The sequence below is a fragment of the Promicromonospora sp. NPDC057488 genome (assembly GCF_042802395.1).
Classification (GTDB): Bacteria; Actinomycetota; Actinomycetes; order Actinomycetales; family Cellulomonadaceae; genus Promicromonospora.
In genome coordinates this window covers 1-23,879 of record NZ_JBHVEG010000046.1, presented here as the reverse complement: position 1 = coordinate 23,879, position 23,879 = coordinate 1, and the positions used below count along the sequence as shown (strand labels likewise).

17 protein-coding genes are annotated in these 23,879 nt (G+C 74.9%); 10 read left to right on the top strand and 7 right to left on the bottom strand.

Translation table 11 applies throughout. The features are described 5' to 3' along the window. Nucleotides 1-204: 204 nt before the first annotated feature. Nucleotides 205-2,514, top strand: coding sequence for an ATP-binding protein (locus ACFU5G_RS12005; RefSeq protein WP_377244233.1), 2,310 nt, complete (start codon nucleotides 205-207; stop codon nucleotides 2,512-2,514). Next, on the top strand, nucleotides 2,511-4,811 hold the full coding sequence (locus tag ACFU5G_RS12000) for an ATP-binding protein (RefSeq protein ID WP_377244230.1): 2,301 nt from the start codon (nucleotides 2,511-2,513) through the stop codon (nucleotides 4,809-4,811). The genes ACFU5G_RS12005 and ACFU5G_RS12000 overlap by 4 nt, the downstream gene beginning before the upstream one ends. Here the strand turns inward: ACFU5G_RS12000 and ACFU5G_RS11995 are convergent. Together ACFU5G_RS11995 and ACFU5G_RS11990 are read right to left on the bottom strand one after the other, a co-directional pair. Further along, nucleotides 4,801-5,397, bottom strand: a complete 597-nt coding sequence (locus tag ACFU5G_RS11995) for an SDR family oxidoreductase (RefSeq protein ID WP_377244227.1) — start codon at nucleotides 5,395-5,397, stop codon at nucleotides 4,801-4,803. The two genes, ACFU5G_RS12000 and ACFU5G_RS11995, sit on opposite strands and share 11 nt — an antisense overlap. Before the next feature lie 16 nt (nucleotides 5,398-5,413). After that, the gene (locus ACFU5G_RS11990) at nucleotides 5,414-6,082 is read right to left on the bottom strand and encodes a sigma-70 family RNA polymerase sigma factor (protein ID WP_377244224.1); all 669 of its coding nucleotides are present in this window, start codon (nucleotides 6,080-6,082) and stop codon (nucleotides 5,414-5,416) included. 173 nt (nucleotides 6,083-6,255) lie between these two features. Between ACFU5G_RS11990 and ACFU5G_RS11985 the strand changes: the two genes are divergently transcribed. Further along, nucleotides 6,256-9,066 carry an AAA family ATPase gene (locus tag ACFU5G_RS11985; RefSeq protein ID WP_377244221.1) on the top strand — a complete coding sequence of 937 codons (2,811 nt, stop codon included), beginning with the start codon at nucleotides 6,256-6,258 and terminating at the stop codon, nucleotides 9,064-9,066. A 15-nt stretch (nucleotides 9,067-9,081) separates the two neighbouring features. On the opposite strand, the gene ACFU5G_RS11980 is transcribed toward ACFU5G_RS11985, so the two are convergent. Continuing rightward, the gene (locus ACFU5G_RS11980) at nucleotides 9,082-10,569 is read right to left on the bottom strand and encodes a helix-turn-helix domain-containing protein (protein ID WP_377244218.1); all 1,488 of its coding nucleotides are present in this window, start codon (nucleotides 10,567-10,569) and stop codon (nucleotides 9,082-9,084) included. 177 nt (nucleotides 10,570-10,746) lie between these two features. Here ACFU5G_RS11980 and ACFU5G_RS11975 point away from each other — a divergent pair, with 177 nt between their 5' ends. The 5 genes from ACFU5G_RS11975 (at nucleotide 10,747) to ACFU5G_RS11955 (ending at nucleotide 18,457) form a co-directional block, all read left to right on the top strand. Continuing rightward, entirely contained in the window at nucleotides 10,747-11,796 is a 1,050-nt protein-coding gene (locus ACFU5G_RS11975) for an amidohydrolase family protein (RefSeq protein WP_377244215.1), read from the top strand. Continuing rightward, nucleotides 11,793-12,536: an iron-sulfur cluster assembly protein gene (locus tag ACFU5G_RS11970; protein WP_377244212.1), complete on the top strand. Its 744-nt coding sequence runs from the start codon at nucleotides 11,793-11,795 to the stop codon at nucleotides 12,534-12,536. The genes ACFU5G_RS11975 and ACFU5G_RS11970 overlap by 4 nt, the downstream gene beginning before the upstream one ends. Further along, nucleotides 12,533-13,567, top strand: a complete 1,035-nt coding sequence (locus ACFU5G_RS11965; protein ID WP_377244209.1) for an NAD(P)-dependent alcohol dehydrogenase — start codon at nucleotides 12,533-12,535, stop codon at nucleotides 13,565-13,567. The genes ACFU5G_RS11970 and ACFU5G_RS11965 overlap by 4 nt, the downstream gene beginning before the upstream one ends. A gap of 36 nt (nucleotides 13,568-13,603) precedes the next feature. Then, nucleotides 13,604-15,004, top strand: a complete 1,401-nt coding sequence (locus tag ACFU5G_RS11960) for an FAD-binding oxidoreductase (protein WP_377244206.1) — start codon at nucleotides 13,604-13,606, stop codon at nucleotides 15,002-15,004. Nucleotides 15,005-15,208: 204 nt separating this feature from the next. After that, the gene (locus ACFU5G_RS11955) at nucleotides 15,209-18,457 is read left to right on the top strand and encodes a family 78 glycoside hydrolase catalytic domain (RefSeq protein ID WP_377244203.1); all 3,249 of its coding nucleotides are present in this window, start codon (nucleotides 15,209-15,211) and stop codon (nucleotides 18,455-18,457) included. On the opposite strand, the gene ACFU5G_RS11950 is transcribed toward ACFU5G_RS11955, so the two are convergent. After that, on the bottom strand, nucleotides 18,454-19,341 hold the full coding sequence (locus ACFU5G_RS11950; RefSeq protein ID WP_377244200.1) for a VOC family protein: 888 nt from the start codon (nucleotides 19,339-19,341) through the stop codon (nucleotides 18,454-18,456). The two genes, ACFU5G_RS11955 and ACFU5G_RS11950, sit on opposite strands and share 4 nt — an antisense overlap. Before the next feature lie 81 nt (nucleotides 19,342-19,422). Continuing rightward, nucleotides 19,423-20,130 (bottom strand): TetR/AcrR family transcriptional regulator C-terminal domain-containing protein, encoded by a 708-nt coding sequence (locus tag ACFU5G_RS11945; RefSeq protein WP_377244197.1) that lies wholly within the window; start codon nucleotides 20,128-20,130, stop codon nucleotides 19,423-19,425. A gap of 81 nt (nucleotides 20,131-20,211) precedes the next feature. Between ACFU5G_RS11945 and ACFU5G_RS11940 the strand changes: the two genes are divergently transcribed. After that, nucleotides 20,212-21,588, top strand: a complete 1,377-nt coding sequence (locus tag ACFU5G_RS11940) for a serine hydrolase domain-containing protein (RefSeq protein ID WP_377244194.1) — start codon at nucleotides 20,212-20,214, stop codon at nucleotides 21,586-21,588. 68 nt (nucleotides 21,589-21,656) lie between these two features. Here ACFU5G_RS11940 and ACFU5G_RS11935 read toward each other — a convergent pair whose 3' ends face one another. Then, entirely contained in the window at nucleotides 21,657-22,070 is a 414-nt protein-coding gene (locus ACFU5G_RS11935) for a hypothetical protein (protein WP_377244191.1), read from the bottom strand. Between the two features lie 195 nt (nucleotides 22,071-22,265). Between ACFU5G_RS11935 and ACFU5G_RS11930 the strand changes: the two genes are divergently transcribed. Next, entirely contained in the window at nucleotides 22,266-23,186 is a 921-nt protein-coding gene (locus ACFU5G_RS11930) for a patatin-like phospholipase family protein (protein ID WP_377244188.1), read from the top strand. A gap of 1 nt (nucleotide 23,187) precedes the next feature. Here ACFU5G_RS11930 and ACFU5G_RS11925 read toward each other — a convergent pair whose 3' ends face one another. Beyond that, complete coding sequence (locus ACFU5G_RS11925) at nucleotides 23,188-23,709, bottom strand: CGNR zinc finger domain-containing protein (protein WP_377244185.1); 522 nt, start codon at nucleotides 23,707-23,709, stop codon at nucleotides 23,188-23,190. Nucleotides 23,710-23,879: the final 170 nt, after the last annotated feature.

Genomic DNA, 23,879 nt, shown 5'->3' with positions numbered 1-23,879 from the left:
TTGATCTCCGTCTGAAAAGGGGCCCTGACCAGGCCGCGGACAGAGTAGCGGGCTCGGGGCGCCCACCCTGCGGCAGGTTCACCCGGGTGACTTCGCGCCCGGTTCGGCGGTGTGCCCGCACCGGAACGTGGACGATGGGCTGCCGGGGGCGCGCAAGAGGTCATCATGACCTCGGACCAGACCCGAAACCTTGAGGGAGCACAGTTGGCGAGCTCGTTCGGCACCTACCTGCGGAGCCTGCGGCAGGGTGCCGGGCTGACGATCGAGGACCTCTCCCACCTCTCCGGCGTGAGCGTCCGGGCCATCGGCGACATGGAGCGCGGCGTCAGCCGCGGACCCCAGCGCCGCACGGTGCAGGCCCTGGCCGGCGCCCTGGCGCTCGACGAGGCGCAGCGGGCCGAGCTCGCCGACGCCGCCAGGGCCGGCCGGCCGCGCACGGCCGGTCAGGCGCCCGAGCCCCCCGCATCGTCCGGGCTGCCGCGCGGCCTCGCCGACTTCGTGGGCCGGACGGCGGAGCTCGACCTGGTGTGCGAGCGCGGCCGGACGGCGTCCGCGGACGGGCCGCCGCCGGTGGTGGTGCTGCACGGGGCCGGCGGGCTGGGCAAGACCGCGTGCGCCGTGCGCGCGGCCGAGCTGCTGAGCGACGACTTCCCCGACGGCCGGCTCTACGTGGACCTGCGCGGCGTCGACCTCGAACCGATGCCGGCCACGGAGGCGCTGCGCCGGCTGCTGCGGGCGGCCGGCCTGGACCCGCGCGCGATCGCCGAGGACGAGCAGGAGCGGGCCGGCCAGTTCCGCGCCGTCCTGGCGGAACGCCGCTGCCTGGTGGTGCTGGACAACGCCGCCGACGAGGCCCAGGTCCGGCCCCTGCTGCCCGGCCAGGGGGCCGGCATGGTGCTCGTGACGAGCCGTCGTGCGCTGAGCGGTCTGGAGGGCGTGACCAGGGTGCCGCTCGCGCCGTTCACGCCCGAGGAGTCGGCCCGGCTCCTGGCGGCCGTCGCGCACCAGGGCGCGGACGAGCCGGAGCCGGGGACGGCGCGGGTGGCCGAGCTGTGCGGCCACCTGCCGCTCGCGCTCCGGATCGCGGGCACCCGCCTGGCCTCCCGGCCCGGGTGGACGATGGGGCAGCTGGCCGAGCGGCTGTCGGACGAAGACCTCCGGCTCGCCCACCTCACGGACGGCGACGTCGGGGTCGAGACGGCCTTCGCGCTGTCCTACGTGGCACTCCCGGAACAGGCCAGGGCGTGCTTCCGGCGTCTGGCGCTGGTCCCCGCCGTGGACTTCGGCGTGCCGGTCGCGGCCGTGCTCACCGAGGCCGACCCGTTCGACGCCGAGGACCAGCTCGACGAGCTGGTGGAGCTCGGCCTGCTCCAGCACGAGGGCACCGACCGGTACCGCTTCCACGACCTGATCCGGTTGTACGCCGCCCGCCGCCTCGGCGAGGAGGAGGCCGACGCGGCGCGCGAGGCCGCGGAGCGGCGGATGACCGACTGGCTCCTGGAGACCGCGACCGTGGCCGGCCGCTGGTTCGACGGCGACACCGACGACGACGACGCACGGCCCGACGACGCGGCGCTCGTCGCCCTGACCTCACCGGACGACGCGCGCACCTGGCTGCTGGTCGAGAAGGAGTCGTGGCTGGCCGCGCTGCGCCTGGCCGCGGCGGCCGGACGCGACGAGCAGGTGGCCCGGTTCGGCGAGGCGATGAACTGGATCGCCAACGAGACGCAGGTCTGGGCGAACGACTGGCTGGAGGTGTTCGGGCTGACCAGGACGGCGGCCGCCCGGCTGCCCGACCGCCGCCGGGAGATCTGGCACCGGATCCGCCACGTCTGGGCGCTGCTCGCGGTCGCCGCGCAGCGGCACGACGACGACGCGCTGCGCGAGAGCGCCGGTCTCGCGATGGACACCTACCGGCTCGCCGAGCAGGTCGGCGCGGTCAAGGAGCAGGCCGAGGCGGTGTGCAACGCCGCCGAGGCCTGGCGGATCCTCCACGACGGCGACCAGGCGCTCTGGGCGTACCAGCAGGGACGGGAGCTGGCCGAGACCGCCGGCGACCAGAGCACCTACTTCTGGGCGAGCGGCGGGCTCGTCGTCGGGCTCGGCCAGGCCGGCCGGTTCGACGAGGCCGTCGACGCCTACCGCGCGATGCTGAGGGCGGTCGGCGCGCAGCCGGTCCCTTCGGCCGCCGCGGAGACCACCCGGAGCTTCGCCCTGGCCCGCCTGATCACGATCCTCGCGGACGCGGAGCGGTACGACGCGGTCGTCGCGATCGTCGAGCCCGCCTTCGCCGATTTCGTCGAGGAGGGCGACAACTGGACGCCGCTGATGCACTGGGCGGCCGGCCGCGCGTACGCCGGGCTCGGCGCGAACGCCAGGGCCCGCGAGCACCTGACCCGGGCGCTCGGCCAGGGCGAGGCCCAGGGCCGGTGGAAGCCCCAGCCCGCGTTCGTCGACGAGGTGCGCGCCTTGATCGACGGCCTCGATGCCCTCGACGCCGGGACAGCCTCATGACCGCCGCCTTCGGCCCGCTCCTGCGCAGCCTGCGCCAGGCCGCACAGCTCACGATCGAGGACCTGTCCCATGCCTCGGGCGTGAGCGTGCGCGCCATCGGCGACATGGAGCGCGGCGTCAGCCGCGGTCCGCAGCGACGGACGGTACAAGCGCTGGCTGAGGCGCTGGGGCTCGACGCCGAGCGGCAGGCGGAGCTGGCCGACGCCGCCAGGGCCGGCCGGCCGCGGACGGCGGACCAGCCGTCGCGACGCCCGAGCTCGTTCGGTCTGCCGCGCGGGCTCACCGACTTCGTGGGCAGGGCGGCCGAGCTGGAGACGTTGTGCGCCCTGGCGCGGACGGCGTCCGCGGACGGACCCGTGCCGGTCGCGGTGGTGCACGGCGCGGCGGGGCTGGGCAAGACGTCGTGCGCGGTGCGGGCGGCCGAGCTGCTCACGGAGGACTTTCCCGACGGGCAGGTCTACGTGGACCTGCGCGGTGTCGACCCCGAGCCCGTGCCGGCCGCGGAGGCGCTGCGCCGGGTGCTGCTCGCCGTCGGCCTGGACCCGCGGGCGATCGCCGACGACGAGCAGGAGCGGGTGGGACAGCTCCGCGCCGCCCTCGCGGAACGGCGCTTCCTCGTCGTGCTGGACAACGCCGCGGACGAGGCCCAGGTGCGGCCGCTGCTGCCCGGCGAGGGTGCGGGCATGGCGATCGTGACCAGCCGTCGCACCCTGGGCGGCCTGGACGGCGTCGCGCGGATCGCCCTCGCGCCCCTGTCGCGCGAGGAGTCCGCGGAGCTGCTGCGCGCCGTCGCCGGAGGAGCCCGGACGGAGACCACCCCTGCCGACGCGGTGGAGGCGGTGCGGGTGGCGCACCTCTGCGGGCACCTGCCGCTGGCGCTGCGGATCGCCGGCACCCGGCTGGCCTCCCGGCCCGGCTGGACGATGCGCCACCTGGCGGAGCGCCTGTCGGACGAGGACCGTCGGCTCGCGAACCTGGCGGTCGGGGACGTCGGGGTGGAAGCAGCCTTCGCACTGTCCTACCTGGCGCTGCCGGACCGGGCCAAGGCATGCTTCCGGCGGCTGGCGCTCGTCCCCGCCGTGGACCTCGGGGTGCCGATCGCCGCGGTGCTGACCGGGGCGGACCCGTACGACGCCGAGGACGAGCTCGATCACCTGGTCGAGCTGGGCCTGCTGCAGCACGAGGGCGTCGACCGCTACCGGTTCCACGACCTGATCCGGCTGTACGCGGGTCAGCGCCTGCGCGAGGAGGAGACCGCCGGGGAGCGGGCGGCGGCCGAGCGACGCATGACCGACTGGCTGCTGGAGACCGCGACCACGGCCGGCCGGGTGTTCGAGGCCGACGGCGAAACGCCGCCGACAGCTCGCAGGAGCCTGGTCGCGCTGTCGACGCCCAAGGAGGCCCGGGCGTGGCTGGAGGCGGAGCAGGAGACATGGCTCGCCGCGCTGCGGCTGGCGGCCACCGCGGAGCGGGACGAGCAGGTGGCCGGGCTCGGCGAGGCGCTGCGCTGGTACGCGGCCGACAACCAGCACTGGTGCCGCGAGTGGCTGGAGGTCTTCGGACTGACCCGGGCCGCCGCGGCACGGCTCCCCGACCGCCGGCGCGAGCTCTGGCACATGAATCGCTACGCCTGGGCGTTCACCACCGCGGACACCGCCCAGGGAGGTACCCGGGCGCGGGAGGCCGCGGAGCAGGCGATGGCGGTCTACCGGCTCGCCCGGAGCGCCGGCACCGGGGCCGTCCGGGAGCAGGCGGACGCCGTCTGCAACGCGGCCGAGGCCTGGCGGATCCACCTCGACCCCGACCAGGCGCTCCAGGCGTTCGCCCGGGGCCGCGAGCTGGCCGAGGCCGACGGTTACCTCGGGACCTACTACTGGGCGAGCAGCGGGCTCGCCGCGACGCTCGTCGACCTCGGCCGGCGGGACGAGGCGATCGAAGCCTACCGAGACGTGCTGCGGAGCATCGACGAGCTGGGAACAGCCTCCGCCGCCGTACTGCACGCGCGGTTGTTCGCCCAGGCGAGCCTGGCGGGCGCGCTCTGCTTCACGCAGCGCTTCGAGGAGGCCGTCGAGGTGGCGAAGCCGGCCCTGGCCGACAGCGTCGAGCGGGGCAGCGCCTGGTGGACGTCGCTGATGCACTGGGTGCTGGGCACGGCCTATGCCGGGTACGGCGCGACCGACGCGGCCCGCGACCACCTGACCCAGGGCATCGAGCGTGCGGAGGAGCGCGGGACGTGGATTCCCGCGTTGCTCGGACGGATGCGGGAGAAGCTGGCCTCCCTCGACGTCAGGCACTGATCGCCGCGCTCCTCCCGGCCGGTTCCGCCCACCCCGCCTCGACGACGCCGTCGACCGGCCCGCCGACGGCGTGGCGCGCGAGCGCCGCGGCGATGTCCTCGGATCCGATCGGCTGGAGGTGGCCCAGCAGCACCCGTACCGGCGTGTCCGCGACCGTGGGCTCCCGGACCACCTTCGCGTAGTCGAGCAGGTGGGTGGCCCGGACGATCGAGTAGCGGAGCCCGGACGCGGCGACGAGCCGCTCCTGGCCGGCCCGGGCGCGCAGGTACGCGCTGCCGGGCAGGCGGTCGCCGCCGACCACCGAGAGCGCGACGTAGTGGGCCACCCCCGCGCGCCGGGCGGCGGCGAGCAGGTTGCCGGTCGGCGTCACGAAGTGGGCGTCGAGGTCCGTGGTGTCCGACCAGGGAGCGCTCGCCATGTCCACGAGCACGTCGGACCCGGCCACCGCCTCGGCCAGCCCCTCGTCGGCGAGCGCGTCGCAGCCCGTGCCCGGGGTGGCCAGGACGGCGTCGCACCCGCTCGCCCGGAGCCGGGTGACCACCTTGGCGCAGATCAGGCGCGTCCGGCCCACGACGACGATCCGCACGGCGCGGACCCCGGGCTCAGGCCGCGGCCGCGGGCGGCGCGACGGGCCTGCCGTCGTCGGCCACCAGCAGCCGCTCGAGGTCGCCGAGGTCACCGTTGCGGGCCGCGTCCAGGAACGCCGCGACGAGCCGACGCCGCGCCGCCGGCGACACCGGGTGCGCGCGGTCACCCACGAGGCGCGCCTGCGCGCGGCTGACGAGCTGGCGGGAGTTCGCGGCACTGGTCCGGAGCAGGCGCGCCAGGTCGGCGTACGGGTAGTCGAAGCCCCGCCGCAGCACGTAGGCGGCCAGCTCCCCCTGCGTCAGCCTCGTCAGGAGCAGCGCGAACGCCTCCTCGGCGGCCCCCGTCTGCTCGGCCCGGGCGCCTGGGTCGTGGTCGGCGGCCGAGCGCGCGGCGTCGGGCACCGGCACCGCGGACAGCGGGGACTCCCGGCGGTACCGGGCGGACTGGATGACGTTGAGCGCCAGGTTGGTCGTGGTCGAGGTGAGGAACGCGGCAGGGTTCCGCACCTTCGTGCGGTCGGTGCGCTGCCAGCGCACCCACGCCTCCTGGACCACGTCGTCGGCCTCCGCGGGGTTGCCGGTGACCCGGCGGGCGATGCGGACCAGCTGGGTCCGCTGGGCGAGGAAGACCGAGAGCGCCGCGTCGTGCTCGGCCGGGACGGTAGGAGTCTCGTGTGTCGTCATGCCGATCACCCTCGGCGGGGCGTCGGGCGCACCGCGCCACGGTGACCCCGTGGTCGGGTCCGTGGTGCATCCCCCGGGAGCCGTGGCCCCCCGGGGCACGGGCGGAGACCGCCCCCTACTTCTGCCTGCCGTTCTGCCTCGTCATGCGATCGACCGTCGACTTGGATCGTGGCATGAGCGCCTCACCGATCCCTTCCGCCCCGACGGTGCTGCTCGCGAGCGGTGACCGGCGGCTGCCGCTGTACGGCCGGCAGGCGGAGTGCGAGGCCTTGGACCAGCTCGTCGCGACGGTCCAGGCCGGCCGCAGCGCGGTCCTGGTGCTGCGCGGCGCGGCCGGGATCGGCAAGACGGTGCTGCTGGAGTACGCCCAGGGCAGCGCGTCGGGCTGCCGGATCCTCCGCACGACGGGTGTCGAGGCCGAGTCGGAGCTGGCCTTCGGGGGCCTGCACCGGCTGTGCGCCCCGTTCCTGGACCACCTGCTGCGTCTGCCCGGCCCGCAGCGCGACGCCCTGTCCACGGCGTTCGGCCTGACCTCCGGCGACACGCCGGACCGCTTCCTGGTCGGCCTCGCGGTGCTCAACCTGCTGGCCGCCGCCGCGGAGAAGGGACCGCTCGTCTGCCTGGTCGACGACGCGCAGTGGCTGGACGAGGTCTCGGCGCGCACCCTCGCCTTCGTCGCGCGGCGGCTGCCCGTCGCGGCGGTCGGGCTGGTGATCGCGGTGCGCGACCCCCACCTGCGGGGCGAGCTGACGGAGCTCCCCGAGCGCGAGGTGGGACGGCTGGGCGACGGCGAGGCCCGCGCCCTGCTGGAGTCCGTCACGCCGGGGCGGCTGGACGACCGGGTCCGGGACCGCATGGTCGCCGAGACGCAGGGCAACCCGCGGGACCTGCTCGTCCTCCCGCTCGGGCTCACGCCCGCCGAGCTGGCCGGCGGGTTCGGCCGGCCCGACGTGCGGCCGGGGTCGAGCGACGTCGAGCAGAGCCTGCTGCGGCAGGTGCGGGCGCTCCCCGACCCGGCCCGGCGGCTGCTGCTGACGGCGGCGGCGGAGCCGATGGGCGACGTCACCCTGCTCAACCGGGCGGCGGACCTGCTGGGCCTCGACCTGGCGAGCGCCGCCCCCGCCGTCGGCGCCGGGCTGATCACCCTGGGCACGCGCGTCCTGTTCAACCATCCGCTGGTGCGCTCGGCCACCTACCAGGGCGCGACGCCGCAGGACCGGCAGGACGCCCACCGCGCGCTGGCCGACTCGACCGACCCCGTGGCCGACCCCGAGCGCCGGGCCTGGCACCTGGCCAACGCGCTCGCCGGCCACGACGAGTCCGTGGCCGCGGAGCTGGAGCGCTGCGCCGAGCGGGTGCGCGCCCGTGCCGGGGCCGCGGCGTCGGCCGCGCTGCTGGAGCGGGCGACCGAGCTCACGCCCGATCCTGGCCGCCGCGGCACGCGGGCGCTGGCCGCCGCCCGGGCCAAGCTCCAGGCCGGCGGGTACGACGCCGCGCTGGAGCTGCTCGGCGCCGCCGAGCTCGGCCCCCTCGACGCACGCGAACGGGCCCGGTCCGCGCTGCTGCGCGGTCAGGTCGCCCTCGCGTCCACGGGCCCGGGCGTCGCGCTGCCGCTCCTGGTCGCGGTGGCCGAGGACCTGGAGCCGCTGGACCCCGCACTCGCCCGCACGGCCTACCGCGACGCGTTCGAGGCCGCCGTCACGGCCGGGGACCTGCCCGGCGGCGGCCGCCTCGCGGAGGTCGCGCGGGCGGTGCTCGCGGTGCCGGCGGGGTCGCCGCCCGGCCGCGGGGACCGGCTGCTCGACGGCGCGGCGGTGCTGGCCACCGAGGGCGCCGCGGCGGGCGTGCCGCTGGTGCGGCCGGCCCTCGACGCCTTCTGCGCCGAGGCCGGCTCCGCCGAGGAGAGCCTGGACTGGCTCACCCTGGCGTGCCGCGTGGCCCACAACACCTGGGAGTTCGACGCCTGGACCACCCTGTCGCGCCGGCTGGTCGACGCGGCCCGCGAGACCGGGACGCTGTCGGTACTGCCGACCGCGCTGCACCTGCTCGTGTCGAACCGGGCGCTGGCCGGCGAGCTCGCCGTGGCCGACGCGCTGCTCGCCGAGGCGTTGACAGTGGGCGAGGTGACCGGAAGCCGCTTCCCCGCCCAGTACGCGGCGCTGGTCCTCGAACCCTGGCGGGGCCGGGAGGAAGCTACCCGGCGGGCCGTCGACGCCGTCGCGGGCAACCCTGCCCTGCGCGGCGAGGGAAAGGTGGCCACCGCCACCGGGTGGGCGAGCGCAGTGCTCTACAACGGGCTCGGCCGCTACGAGGAGGCGTACGAGGCCGCCGAGCGCGGCTGCGAGCACCCGGCGCCGCTGGGCGGCCCGTTCAACCGGTCGCTGACCGAGCTCGTGGAGGCAGCGGCCCGCAGCGGACGCCCCGCCCGGGCCGCCGAGGCCGCGCGGCAGCTCGGCGTGCTGGCGCGGGAGAGCGGCACCGACTGGGCGCTCGGGGTCGCCGCGAGCGCCCGCGCCCAGGTGAGCGAGGGTGCCGACGCCGAGGAGGCGTACCGGGAGTCGGTCGAGCGGCTCGGCCGGACGGAGGTCCGGGTGATGCTGGCGCGTGCCCACCTGCTGTACGGCGAGTGGCTGCGCCTGGGCAACCGCCGCGTGGACGCCCGTGAGCAGCTCGGGGTCGCGTACGAGATGCTCAGCGAGATGGGGGCGGAGGCGTTCGCGGAGCGGGCCCGGCGCGGTCTGCAGGCCGCCGGGGAGACGGTCCGCCGGCGTCTGCCCCAGCCGTACACGGTGCTCACCCCGCAGGAGTCCCACATCGCCCGGCTCGCCGGGGAGGGGCTGACCAACCCGCAGATCGGCACGCAGCTCTTCATCAGCCCGCACACCGTCGAGTGGCACCTGCGCAAGGTCTTCCAGAAGCTCGGCATCGTCTCGCGCAAGCAGCTCCGCGGGCCGCTCCTGGAGCGGGCGGTGGCCACGGCCTGAGCCGAGGGCGGCTCGCTACGCCCGCGGCACCTGGATCCCGTACTGCGAGACCTTCCGGTAGAGCGTGGCCCGGCTCATGCCGAGGTCGTCGGCGGCGGCCTGCATGGACGGCCCGTACCGGCTCAGCACCCGCACGATCTCGTCCCGCTCGAACGCCTCGATGCGGGACAGCCGGCGCGAGGTGCCCGACAGGATCTCTGGCGGCAGGTGCCGCAGGTCCACGACGTCGGCGCGGGTCGCCGCGAAGCGGACGGCGTCGGCCAGGGCGCGCACGTTGCCGGGCCAGGGGTGGTTGCCGAGCGCGCGCCCGGCGGCGGGCGTGAACGCGATCTCGTGCCCCCGCAGGCGATGGGCGAGGTGCCGGGCGAGCGGGAGCACGTCGTCGGGCCGGTCGCGCAGGGGCGGGACCTCCACCAGGGACTCGACCAGGGAGGCCAGCGGCGCGGGGATGCCCTCGAAGCTCTCGGCGGTGATCGCGAACCCGACGCGCCGGGCCGCGTCGCCGCCGCCGTGCGCGCGGGCGGCGAGCACCAGGTCGCGCAGCCGCTCGGCGGCCCAGAGCGGCAGGCTCTCGACTCCGCGGAGGATGACGGCGGTGTACGGCTTGTCGAGCTCGGGGGTCCAGAGGTCGAGCCAGGCGTCGATGTCCTGCGGCGCGGGCGCCCGGGCCGCGAGGATCCGGTCCCCCGGCCGCACCGACCGTTGGGCCTGGGCGAGGAGCGTGGCGCGGCCGGACCCGGGTTCGCCGACCGCGGCGACGACCCGGCCCTCGGCGACGCCGGAGCTCGCCCGCGCCAGGCTCTCGGCCCACGGCGCGGACAGTCCGTCCAGGGTGCCGGCGCCCGGCTCCGGCCGCGGCTTCTCGATCCGGAAGACCTCGCCGCGCGGCTGCGGCCGCGGGTGCTGCCCGCGGGACCGGGCGAGCATGAGGGCCGCCGTGGTCCCCGCGGCCGACTGGGCGAGCGCCAGCAGCAGGTCGTTCGACGTGTCGGACCAGGTGGTGAGGTTGACGGCGCCCTCCACCCGCCCGGTGAGCGGGTCGAGCACGGGCGCGGCGGCGCACGTGTAGGTGCACAGGCTCAGGGCGTAGTGCTGGTCGGCGCGCACCACGGTGGGTGCCCGGTCGGCGAGCGCCAGCCCGAGCCCGTTGGTGCCCGCCTCGCGCTCGCCGTACGAGAAGCCGGGCGCCAGGTGCACGGCGTCGAGCGACCGCAGGAGGGACCGGTCGCCGCTGAGCCGGTTGAGCACCAGCCCGTCGGCGTCGGTGAGAATCAGGCTGACCGGCTCGTCCACGAGGGTGCGGTGCAGGTTGGTCAGCACCTCGCGGCCGCACTCGAAGAACAGCGACTCGTCGTCGTAGGTGCCGGTGAACACCGGCTCGACGTCCTCCAGCGGGACGCCGTACTCCTCGCTGCGCTGCCAGGAGTCGAGCAGCCGCTGCGGCACGCGCACGACCGAGGCGTCGTGCAACCGCGCCCGCTCCGGCAGGTGCCCTTCGCGCATCGCGAGCCTCCGTCAGTCCGTCCCGGCGTGCGGCGGCCCACGCTACCGCCGGGCCTCGTTCGCCGCCGTCCGGGGCGCCGTCTCAGATTGAGACACCGGACCCCTGCCGTGCCGCCCGGGCCGCGCATACGTTCGCGGAAGTCGGTGTCGACGAGGTCACCGAGGACGGAGAACAGCATGTACACCAAGGACGGCGAGCGCTACTTCATCGTCGACGCGCACATCGCCCTGTGGGACGCGCGGCCGGAGAACCAGCGCAACATCCACGGCAGGCAGTTCATCGACTGCTTCTACGACTACCACGCGAACCTGTCGCCGGACTCGGAGAAGTGGACGTACGAGGAGTACCTGTACCAGGGCGGCGAGCGCCTGATGCGGGACCTCTTCGAGGACGGCTGCGTGGACCACGCCATCTTCCAGCCGGCGCACCTCGGTGAGTTCTACGTCAACGGGTTCGGGCAGACCGAGGAGGCGTTCGCCCTCGCGCAGGCGAACCCGGACCGGCTGACGTACAACCACCACTTCGACCCGCGCAACGGCGAGGCGGGCCTGGACCGGCTCCGGGCCGACGCCGAGCGGATGAACCTCAAGGGCGTGAAGCTCTACACCGCGGAGTGGCACGGCGAGTCGCGCGGCTACAAGCTCAGCGACCCGTGGGCGTACCGGTACTTCGAGGCGTGCCGCGAGCTGGGCATCACCAACATCCACGTGCACAAGGGCCCCACTATCCGGCCGCTGGACCGCGACGCGTTCGACGTCGCGGACATCGACCACGTGGCGTCCGACTTCACGGACCTGAACTTCGTGGTGGAGCACGTGGGCCTGCCGCGGCTGGAGGACTTCTGCTGGATCGCCACGCAGGAGCCGAACGTGCACGGCGGCCTGGCCGTGGCGATGCCGTTCATCCACACGCGGCCGCGCTACTTCGCGCAGATCATGGGCGAGCTCCTGTACTGGGTGGGCGAGGACCGCATCCAGTTCTCGTCCGACTACGCGCTGTGGACGCCGCGCTGGCTGGTCGAGGCGTTCGTGGACTTCCAGATCCCGGACGACATGTCGGCCGAGTACGGGCCCATCACGACGGCGCAGAAGAAGAAGATCCTCGGCCTGAACGCCGCGAAGATGTACGGCATCGAGGTGCCCCAGGAGCTGCGGCTGCCCGACGCCGGCGAGCCCGCCGTCGGGCCGCGCGAGCCGGAGCGGGCCGACCTGGCGGCGGCGCGATGAGCACGCTGACTCGGGTGCACGCCCCCGCGCCGACAGAGGCCGACGTGCGCCGCGCGCTGGACGCCGTCCTCGACCCGGAGCTGGACGAGCCGGTCACGGACCTCGGGTTCGTGCGGTCGATCGCGCTCGACGGCGGCCGCGTCGAGGTGCACCTGCGGCTGCCCACGTCGTTCTGCTCGCCGAACTTCGCCTACCTCATGGCGTCCGACAGCAAGGACGCCCTGACGGCGCTGCCCGGCGTGACGCACGTCGTCGTCGAGCTCGACGACCACCACGACTCGGCGATCATCAACGCGGGCCTCGCCGCCGACGCCGGGTACCGGGGCACGTTCCGGCACGAGGCGGACCGCGACCTCGACGAGCTGCGCGAGACGTTCCGGCGCAAGGCCCACACGGCGGCCATGGAGCGCGCCCTGACCGCGCTGCTCCGGGCCCGGCCCACCCTGCCGGAGACCGAGCTGGGCCAGATCCGCCTCTGGGACCTCCCGGACGACGCGACGACGGCGGCGCTGCTGCGCCGCCGGGCCGCGATCGGCCTGCCCGGCGACGCCGACGCGCTGGTGCTGGTGGACCACGACGGCGTCGGCCACGCACCCGAGCAGGTGCCCCTGGCGCTGCGCCGGGCCCGGTCCACCCGGATCTCCGTGGACGGCAACGCCCACTTCTGCCGCGGTCTGCTGCGCACCCGCTACCCCGGGTCCGAGAAGGACCAGTCCCCCACCAAGGAGCACACCCCATGACCAGGATGCGAGCCGTCCAGGTGGTCGGCTACCACCAGAACCTCGAGCTGACCGAGGTCGACGTCCCCGAACCCACCGGGCCGTTCGACGTCGTCGTCAAGATCGGCGGGGCCGGCGTCTGCCGCACCGACCTGCACATCCTCGAGGGGCAGTGGGCGCAGAAGTCCGGGGTGACCCTGCCGTACACGATCGGGCACGAGAACGCCGGGTGGGTGCACGCCGTCGGCAGCGCGGTGACCAACGTCGCCGAGGGCGACAAGGTGATCGTGCACCCGCTGATCACCTGCGGCCTGTGCCGCGCGTGCCGGTCCGGCGACGACGTGCACTGCGCGGTCAGCGCCTTCCCCGGCATCGACACGCACGGCGGGTACGCCGAGTACCTGCGCACCTCGGCGCGCAGCGTGGTGCGCATCGACGACCGGCTGGAGCCGTCCGACGTCGCCGCGCTCGCCGACGCCGGCCTGACGGCGTACCACGCGGCGGCGAAGGCGGCCCGGCGGCTGACCGCCCGCGACCGGTGCGTGGTCATCGGCGCCGGCGGTCTGGGCCACATCGGCATCCAGGTGCTCAGGGCGCTCACGCCGGCCGAGCTGATCGTCGTCGACCGCAACCCCGACGCGCTCAAGCTCGCCCTGGACATCGGGGCCGACCACGGCGTCGTCGCAGACGGCGCGCACGTCGAGGAGGTGCTCGCGGCGACCGGCGGGAGCGGCGCCGAGGTGGTGGTCGACTTCGTCGGCGAGGGCGGGGCGACGTCCGAGGGCCTGCGGATGCTGCGCGAGGCCGGCGACTACCACGTGGTCGGGTACGGCGAGAACATCGACGTGCCGACCATCGACGTCATCTCCAGCGAGATCAACATCGTCGGCAACCTCGTGGGCTCGTACAACGACCTGTGCGAGCTGATGGTGCTCGCCGCCCGCGGCGCGGTCACGCTGCACACCGCGAAGTACGCCCTCGACGACTTCCAGTCGGCGATCGACGACCTGGACGCGGGCCGGGTGCGCGGGCGCGCCATCCTGGTGCCGTGAGACCCGCCGCCCCGGCCGCGCGTACGATCCGAAGCGATGACCCGTGACGAATCGTCCGCGCTGGCCGCGGCCCTGCAGACCGCCCTGCCCGACGGCGCCGTGCTCACCGGCGGCGCCGACGTCGAGCGCTACGCCCATGACGACGCCGAGTGGGCCGACTACACGACGCCGGCCGCCGTCGTGCTGGCCACGAGCCTGGACGACGTCGTCGCCACGGTCCGGATCGCCGGCGAGCACGGCGCCCCCGTGGTGCCGCGCGGCGCCGGGACGGGTCTGTCGGGCGGGGCGAACGCGATGGCCGGCGCCGTGGTGCTGTCGCTGGAACGGATGACCCGCATCCGCGAGGTCGACGCGGCCGAGCGCTACGCCGTCGTCGAGGCCGGCGTGCTCAACGACGACCTGCGCCGGCACGTCGCGCAGCACGGGCTCTGGTACCCGCCGGACCCGGCGAGCCAGGCCATCTCGACGATCGGCGGCAACGTCGCCACCAACGCGGGTGGCCTGTGCTGCGTCAAGTACGGCGTCACGCGCGACTACGTGCTCGGCCTGACGGTGGTGCTCGCCGACGGCTCGGTCGCCCGGCTGGGGCGCACCACCGCGAAGGGCGTCACCGGCTACGACCTGACCGGTCTGCTCGTCGGCTCCGAGGGCACGCTGGGCATCATCGTCGAGGTGACGCTCAAGCTCCGTCCGCTGGGCGGCCGCGAGGACCGCGCGATCGTGGGCTGGTTCCCCTCGCTGGCCGACGCCGGCAACGCGGTGGCCGCCGTCTCGGCCGCCGGGATCGTGCCCGCCGCGCTGGAGCTCATCGACAGCACGTGCCTGCGCGCCGTCGCCGACTGGCAGGACTGGACGCTCCCCGAGGGCGCCGCCGCGCTGCTGCTGGCCAAGGTCGACGAGCCGGGGGCCGCGGGCGAGGCGCTCGCCGAGCGGGTCGCCGGCCTCTTCGAGAAGGCGGGCGGCACCCAGGTGGAGCGCGCCTTCGCGCCCGACGAGGTGGACCGGCTGTTCCTCGCCCGCCGCCTCGCCTACCCCGCGCTGGAGCGGCTCGGCCCGGTGCTCACCGAGGACGTCTGCGTGCCGCGCGGCGCCGTGCCCGAGATGCTGGGCCGCATCGAGCGCATCGCGCGCGACGCCGACGTCGTGATCGCGAACATCGCGCACGCCGGCGACGGCAACCTGCACCCGCTGATCATCGCGCCCGACGGCGACGACGCCGCCAAGGCCCGCGCCAAGGCGGCGTTCGACCGGATCGTCGACGAGTGCCGGGCGCTGGGCGGCACGGTCACCGGCGAGCACGGCGTCGGCCTGCTCAAGCTCGCGGGCGCGGCGGCCGAGCTGAGCCCGGCGGTGCTCGCGATGCACCGGGCGGTCAAGGACGCGCTGGACCCGCGGGGGCTGCTCAACCCGGGCAAGGCGTTCCCGGCCGCGGGCTGACGCGGCCGGGCACCGCCGCGCGCTGACGCCTTACCGACCATGCACCTGCTGCCAGACCGGAAGCGAATCTGGCAGCAACTGCATGGTCGGTAGTTCCGCCACCCCTGGCCCAACGCGACAAATCACCCCTAAACTGACGTCCGCGTGGTTGAAACGTTGCAACGGAGCTCGCTTCTCACCCGATCGCAGCCGCCTGGAGGCGTCATGGCCCTGGACCGCAGAACGTTCCTGAAGACCGCCGGCGTCGCGTCGACGGCAGCCGTGTTTCCCGCCGGGCCCCGCCAGCACGAAGGCCCCGGCGACGTGCGCCTCGCCGGCCCCCTCGTCGAGAAGAAGACCAGCCCCCTCGGGATCGACGTCGACCGCCCCAGGTTCTCGTGGACCGTCGAGTCCGGCCGGCGCGGCGTGGAGCAGGAGTCGTACCGGCTGCGGGTCAGCACCCGCGGGCCGCGGCCGCGCCAGGTGTGGGACAGCGGCGTCGTGCCGTCCCGCGAGTCCGCGAACGTCGAGTACGCCGGGCCCGCGCTGGCCCCCGCGACGGAACACACCTGGCGGGTCGACGTCGTGACCAACCGCGGCCGGAGCACCACGACGTCGTCGTTCCGCACCGGGCTGTACGCCGACGCCGACTGGGCCGGGGCCGAGTGGATCGGCAACGAGCGTGGCCCGGACCAGGTGACCGACCTGCGGTTCGACGGCGCGGCGTGGATGTGGGCCGCCGAGGGCGAGCTGCCCGGCCAGGACCGGGCGTTCCGGATCACGCCGTCCGCTCCCGCGGGCGCGGCGGCCACGAGGGCCGAGGTGCTGATCACCGCCGACGACGCGTTCACGCTCTGGGTCGACGGCGCCGAGGTGGGCCGCACCGAGCCCGCCGAGAACGGCTGGCAGGCCGCCCGCTTCTACGCGGCCGACCTGTCCGGCGGCCCGGGCGGCGGCACGGTGCTCGCGGTGCGCGGCGCCAACGACGCTGTCAGCGCGGGCGCCGTGCTCGCCGTCGTCCGCCTCACGTACTCGGACGGGACCACCGCGACCCTGACCAGCGGGGACGGCTGGAAGGCCGCCACCACCTTCGAGGCGGACTTCGCCCGGCCGGACCTCGACGACTCCGGCTGGGACCAGGCCGCCCAGATCGCGACCTACGGCTCCGGGCCCTGGGGCAGCGGGGTACGCCTGCCGACGCCGGACCCGCTGCCGGCGCCGCTGCTGCGCAAGGAGCTCGACGTCCGGGCGGGCCTGCGACGCGCCACCCTCTACCTGGCCGCGGGCGGGTACGCGCACGTGTCGCTGAACGGCCGGCCCGCCGACGACCAGGTGCTCGCGCCGGGCTTCTCCGACTACGACGACACCGTGCAGTACACGGCCACCGACCTGACGCGCGGGCTGCTGCAGGGCCGCAACGCGCTGGGCGTCGAGCTCGGCCGCGGCTTCTACGGCATGACGGGCAGCAACGTGTGGCGGTGGGAGGCGCCGCCATGGCACGACGAGCCCGTGGTCCGGGCGGTGCTGCGCCTGGAGTACGCCGACGGCGTCGTCGAGCAGGTGGTCACGGACGCGACCTGGCGCCTCCACGCGGGCCCCACGGTGTTCGACGACCTCTACGGCGGGGAGGCCTACGACGCGCGCCGCACCCTGCCGGGCTGGGACACGGCCGGGTTCGACGACGACGCGTGGGCCGCAGCCACCGTGGCGTCCGGCCCGCGCGGCGCGCTGGTCAACCAGCGGCAGCAGCCGGTCAAGGTGGTCGAGTCGCTGCCCGCCGTCGAGGTCACGGAGCCCGAGCCGGGCGTGTACGTGGTGCGGTTCCCGCGCGTGCTCGCGGGCTGGGTGCGGTACGCCGTCACGGGTCCGGCCGGGGCCACGGTCCGGGTCGCGCACGGCGAGAAGCTGACCACCGCCGGGCGCGTGAACCTGAGCAACAACGGCGGCTTCCAGGCGGGGTTCCAGACCGACCGGTTCACCCTGGCCGGCACCGGGCAGGCGGAGACGTGGGAGCCGCGGTTCTCGTACAAGGGCTTCCAGTACATCGATGTCACCGGGTGGCCGCAGGACGGCCCGCCGCCGCCGGAGGCGTTCACCGCGAAGGTGGTGCACACGGCCGCCGCCGAGACGGGCACGTTCGACAGCTCCAGCGAGATCATGAACCGCACCCACCGGGCCGTGGTGGACACCCTGACCAACAACATCCACGGCATCCCGACCGACACCCCGATGTTCGAGAAGAACGGCTGGACCGGCGACGCCGCCGTCGGCGCGGAGATGTTCCTGCTGAACCTGGACGTGCACGAGCTGTTCGCCAAGTGGCTGCGCGACGTGCACGAGACCCGGGACGAGCAGGGCCGGCCGCTGGTCATCGCGCCGAGCTCCGGCGACTGGGGCGAGTGGGGCGTGTGCCCGCCGTGGCACGCGGCCTACGTGATGATCCCCTGGTGGCTCTACCAGTACGGCGCCGACCGGCGGGTGCTGACCGAGTGCTACGACGGCATGAAGCGGTACGTCGACCTGGAGTTCGACCGGTCCCAGGGCGGGATCGTCCCGGACGCGCGCCTGGGCGACTGGGTCAGCCCGGAGGCGAGCCCCGCCGGCGGCAACGCGCCGGAGGACCTGCGCGTCTCGGCCACGGCGTTCCTGTACTCGATGATGCTGTTCATGCGGCGCAGCGCCGGGTTCCTCGGCAAGGCCGCCGACGTCGAGCACTTCGCCCGGAACGCCGCCACGGTCAAGGCCGCCTTCAACGCCGAGTTCCTCGACGCCGACGCCGGGTTCTACCGGGGCGACGGCGACCGGGGGTACCGGCAGACGCACAACGTGCTCGCCGTGGAGTTCGGCCTCGTGCCCGACGCCGCCACGACTACGCGGGTGGTCGACAGCATCGTCGCGGACGTGCGCGCCAAGGGCACCACGCTCAACACCGGGGTGCTGGGCACCAAGTGGCTGCTGCCGGTGCTGACCCGGCACGGGCACGCCGACGTCGCCTACGAGCTGGCCACCCAGACCCGGTACCCGAGCTGGGGCTACCTGATCGAGCACGGCGCCACCACGATGTGGGAGCACTGGTCGCTGGAGGCGCGCTCGTACGGGCACTACTTCCTGGGCACCGTGGACGACTGGTTCTACCAGCACGTCGCGGGCATCCAGGCCTCGCCCGAGACCGGCTACCGGGACATCACGATCGCCCCCGCGGTCACCGAGCACCTCGACCGGGCGGCGGCGTCCGTCCGGACGCCGTTCGGGCGGGTCGCCAGCGAGTGGCGGCGCACGGGCGGCCGGCTCCGGCTGGACGTGACCGTCCCCGTCGGATCGACGGCGACGGTACGCCTGCCCGCCTCCGGCCCGGACGCCGTCACCGAGCAGGGCCGCCCGCTGGCGCACGCCGAGGGCGTCGCCGGCGTGTCGACCGAGGACGGCGTGGTGCTGGTGCGGGTCGCGTCCGGCCGGTACGCGTTCGCCGCCTAGTCGCCGCCCCGGGCCTCCTCGAACCACTCCGGCGGCGAGAACTGGGACAGCGAGAGCTCGGCGCCGAACGGGTCCCGGATCGCTGCCTCCTTGGTCCACTCGGTCTCCTGTCGCGCCAGGACGGTCGCGCCCGCCCGCTCCGCGGCGGCGGCGGACGCGTCCCGGTCGGCCACGGAGAAGGTCACGGACCAGTGCGCGGGGCCGTCGGCCCGCAGGATCCCGGCCGCGACGTCCGCGAACCCGTCCGGCGCGCCCTCCTGCCGCTCGTAGATGCCCGGGTCGAAGGTGCGGGCCAGGTGGTCGCCGTACCCGGGCACACGCAGCATGCCGCCGCCGAGGTCCGCGTAGTGCTCCCAGCCGAGCAGCGGGCCGTAGAAGCGCAGCGCGGCGTCCATGTCCGGCGTGTGCAGGTTGCTGAAGTTCCACGTGCCCGGCGCGTTGACGGACTGCGCGCCGGGGCGCGTGCCCGCCTGGACCAGCCGGCAGGTCGCGCCCTGCGGGTCGACGATCCGGGCCATCCGCCCGGCCGGCTCCCCCGGCGGCCCGACGTCCTCGGGCCCCGAGCTCACGATTCCGCCCAGCTCGACGACCCGGGCAGCCGCGGCGTCGGCGTCGTCCACGGCGATGTAGGTGTGCCACAGGACCTCGCCGTCGAAGCCCGCCGACGGCGTCCCGATGGCACCGACCGCCGTGGCGTCCGTGCCGTCGAGCGACGCGACGACGTAGCGCCCGGGCGCGCCGGGCGGCAGCCGCTCGGTGTACCGCCAGCCGAACAGGTCGGCGTAGAAGGCGAGCGCCGCGTCGACGTCGTGCGTCTCCAGGTCGATCCAGCTCGGCACTCCGTGGGGGTAGGTACGCACCGGGGTGGTGGGTGTGTCAGCCATGACGTCCTCCAGGTCGGGTCCACTACCCCCGATCCTGCCTCCCGCCACTGACATCCGCTGCCGGCGTCACCCTCCCGGGCGTCAGCGGCCCCGGCGTGCCTCGATCCCGTCGAGCACCACGCCGAGCCCGTAGGCGAAGTCGTCGCCGTCGGCCGGCCCGCGCTCCCGGTAGGCCTGGTAGAGCGCCTGGAGCCGCGGGTACCGCTCCGCCGCGGCCTCGGCGGCCTCGAGCGCGTCCGCCCGGGGCCCTTCCTCCCCGGCGCCCCGCCGGGACGCGGCGGCCTCGGCGCCCGCCATGCCCGTGACGTAGGCCAGGACCGTGCCGAGCGAGCGGTCGGCCGGAATCAGGTCGAACCCGGCTGCCTCGAACAGCGCGAGCATCCGGTCGGACACGCGCATCAGGTGGGGCCCGCGGTAGGTCACGCCCACCTCGTCGAGGACCGAGGTGATCCACGGGTGGCGCAGGATCGCGGCCCGCAGGTTCGACGCGCAGGCGGTGACCGCGGCGCGCCAGCCCGCCGGATCCTCGACGTCCGGCACCACGATCTCCCCGTAGACCTCGTCGACCACCAGCTCCATCAGCTCGTCCTTGGTGGAGACGTGCCAGTAGACGGCGGTCGCCGCCGCCCCCACCCGGGTCCCCAGGCGGCGCATGCTCAGCGCGTCGAGCCCCTCCTCGTCGAGCAGCGCCAGCGCCTCGGACACGATCTGGTCCAGGCTCAGCGCCGGCTCGCCCTTGCGGCGTCGGCCCGCGCGCGACCGTGGCGGCGCGGCTGCTTCGTCCGGCATACGTCCCCCTGCTCGATCCTCGGTGAGGTTCCCACCCTACGACAATTGCACAGCGTTCAGTTTAATTGTACGGTGTTCAATATGAACTTCGACCTCAGCCACTGGCAGACCCGGCTCGACCAGCTCGCGGCCACCCACCACGTCCCCGGAGCCACCCTCGCCGTCCTCACCGGTGGCGAGATCCACGAGCTCGCCACCGGGCGCCTGCACACCGGGACCGGCGTCGAGACCACCACCGACTCGCTGTTCCTGACCGGCTCGGTCGCCAAGGTCTACACGGCGACGGCGATCGCCCGGCTCGCCGACGAGGGGCGGCTCGACCTGGACGCCCCGGTCCGCGCGGTCCTGCCCGACTTCACCGTCGCCGACCCCGAGGCGTCCAGGACCATCACGCCGCGCCAGCTGCTCTCGCACACCAGCGGCCTCACCTGCGACTTCAACTACGACGGCGGACGGGGCGACGACTGCCTCGAACGCTTCGTGGCGGCGGCCGCGACGTTCCCCCTCGACTGCCCGCCCGGCATGGTGTCGTACTCGAGCGTCGGCTACGTCGTGCTCGGCCGCATCATCGAGGTGCTCACCGGCACGACCTGGGACCAGGCCCTGAAGGACCTGCTGTTCGCGCCGCTCGGGATGACGCACTCGATGACGCTGCCCGAGGAGGCGCTCGCCTTCCGCACCGCCATGAGCCACCTCGGCGAGCCCGGCGCCTACCCGGAGCCGGCGCCGGCCTGGGACCTCATGCCGCGCGCCGCCGGGCCCTACGGCCGGGTCATCACCAGCGCCGCCGACATGGTCCGCCTCGCCCGGATGCACCTCGACGGAGGTTCCACGCCCGACGGCGGCCGGGTCCTGTCCGCCGGCGCGGTCGAGGAGATGCAGCGCCGGGTCACCGGCGTCCCCGACAAGTGGACCGTGAGCGCCGACGGCTGGGGGCTCGGCTGGACGCTCTACGACTGGGACGGCATCCCCGGGTACGGCCACGACGGCGCCGCCATCGGCCAGTACGCCTACCTGCGCGTGGTGCCGCACGCCGGCGTCGCCGTCTCGCTGCTGACCAACGGCGGAGGCGCCCGGCAGCTCTACGGCGACCTGCTCACGGAGCTGCTCGCCGAGCTGGCCGGGGTCACCATGCCCGGAGCCTTCGAGCCCGCGGCCGAGCCGCCCGCCGTCGACCTCACGCCCCACGTCGGCGTCTACCGTCGCGAGGGCGTCCGCATCACCATCTTCGAGCAGGACGGCGAGGGACGGGTGCGCTACGAGTTCATGGACGACATGGCCGGGCTCTCCCCCGCCATCGAAGGGCAGCTGCTCCCGCTGTCGAGCACCGTGTTCGCCGCCACCGGCGCCGGCCCGTCCTTCAGCGAGGGCTACATGCCCGTCGTGTTCGCGACCCTCCCCGACGGGAACGCCTGCTGCTACATCGGCATGCGGTGCGCACCGAGGATCGCCGGGTGACCCCGCGTCGGTAGCGCGCCGAGTAGTGGTTCGGCGTGCGGTCCCCGGGGGCGGACGGCGCGGGCCGGTCAGCCCTCTGACGTCGCGCGTGCGGCCAGGTGCCGCTCGACGTCGGCCAGCAGGAGCGCGCACCGGGCGACCGTGGGCGGGCTGTCGCCGAGCCGCTCCCGGTCCAGCACCTCGCGGGCCGTGACCACCGACCCGGGCGGGAACTGCTGCCAGGTGAGGTCGATCGCGACCGTGCCCGCCCCGACCGGCAGCTCGCTCCAGAAGTGCACCTCGTCGCGCACCGGGGTCCGCACGACGCCCTTGACGATCTCGCTCGCCGGGAGGAAGTGCTGCACCACGCGCGACGTCGGATAGCACTGGCCGAGCGCCGGGTTGCCCGGCTCCCAGACGCCGCCGTACGAGGTGCGCGGGCTCCACGAGGCCTCGAGCGCCTCGCGCAGGGCGATCAGGTCGACGTCACGGTGTGTCGGCACGCGGCCATGGTGGCACAGCCGATTGCGCGGCCCGACGGCGGACCGGTAGCGTCTGCGGTGATCGTGAACCGACCGCAGGAGGTGAGACCCGTGAACGCAGTGACCGCACCGGGTGCTCCCCCGCAGTCCACGATCCCAGCGGCGATCTAGTCGCCACGGGAGCGCCGCACCGGCTTTTCGCGAAAGGCGACTCCCATGAACACCACACCCTCTTCCGCTGTGCCCTCTACTGCTGTGCCCGACGACTCCCGCGCACTCGTCCTCGGCGGCGGCGGCTCGACCGGCAACGCCTGGCTGATCGGCGTCGTGGCCGGCCTGTACGACGCCGGCCTCGACGTGACCGACGCCGACCTGACCGTCGGGACGTCGGCCGGCTCGACCGCCGCGGCCCAGTTCGGCGGAGCTACTCCCGCCGAGCTGTACGCCGCCGTCCTCGCCGCCCCGGCACCCGCCGGCGCCAGGCCGGCACAGGACCCCGCGCGGGTCCGGGCAGCGGCCGACCAGATGGAACGCACCCGCCGGATCATGACCGAGTCCGCGGACGTCGCCGACATGCGCCGCGGGCTGGGCGCGGCGGCGCTCGACCTACCCGGCACGTCGGACGAGTCCGTACAGGCACAGTGGCGCACCACCGTCGCCGCCCGCCTGCCCGACCAGCAGTGGCCGCACCGGACGGTGCTCCTCACGGCGGTCGACGCCGGCACGGGCGAGCCGGTCGTGTTCGACCGGCACAGCGGCGTCGGCCTGGCGGACGCCGTCGCGGCGAGCTGCTCCAGCGGCTTCGCGTACCGCATCGGCGAGCGCCGGTACATCGACGGCGGCTACCGGGCCAACGCCGAGAACGCCGACCTGGCGACGGGGTACGCGCGCGTGCTCGTGCTGTCCCCGTTCGGCGGCCGCACGCGGACCCCGGCCCACTGGGGCCTCGACCTCGCCACGCAGGTGAGCGCGCTGCGTAGCGGAGGCAGCCGGGTCGTGACGGTCTTCCCGGGCCCCGACGCCGAGCACATGTTCGGCGCCAACGCGATGGACTACTCGCTGCGCCCGGCCGCCGCACGGGCCGGGCTCGACCAGGGCAGGGCCCTGGTCGGGCAGGTGGCCGAGCTCTGGCGCTGAGCTAGGGCGCCGATCGCCCGCGGTGCCGTCGCACCGCGGCGCGGTTGGCGCAGCGCACCGAGCAGTACCGCTGCCGGCCGTTGCGGGTCACGTCGACCACGACGTTCGTGCAGGGCTCCGACGCGCAGCGCGCCAGCCGGTGCATGCCGCGCGTGACGAGGTGGAGGGAGGTGCCCACGCCGATCACGGCCCGCAGCACCGCGGACAGCACCTGGTTCTCGTCCCGGTAGTGCAGGTGCCAGCCCTCGCCGTCGTGGTCGGTCAGGCGCGGGTAGGCCGCCACGGCGGCCATCTGCGCGTTCAGCAGCGCGGCGCGCTGCTCGGGGTCCGGCGTGTCCACGACGCGCAGCCAGTCGTCGATGGCCTGGCGTGAGTGCGCGTGGTCCGCGGGCTCCTCGCGGAACTCCATCGTCATGCCGAACTCGCGGGTGCGGGCCTCGATCCCCGCCCGGTCGTCCGGCCAGTCGTTGGCCAGGGAGGCGGCGAGCAGCACGGCGTACTCGCCGTAAGGGTTGAGATGCACAAGGCCATTACAGCATCGTGGGCGGCATGACGACGACCGAACACTCGTGGACGACGGACTCGCGCCACCCCACCTCGGCGGGCTGGGTGCTCTACGTGCGGTGCACCGGCTGCGGGGCGCACCGCGTGGACCTGCAGGCCCGCACGGACGCGCCGCCGGCCGCCCTCAGC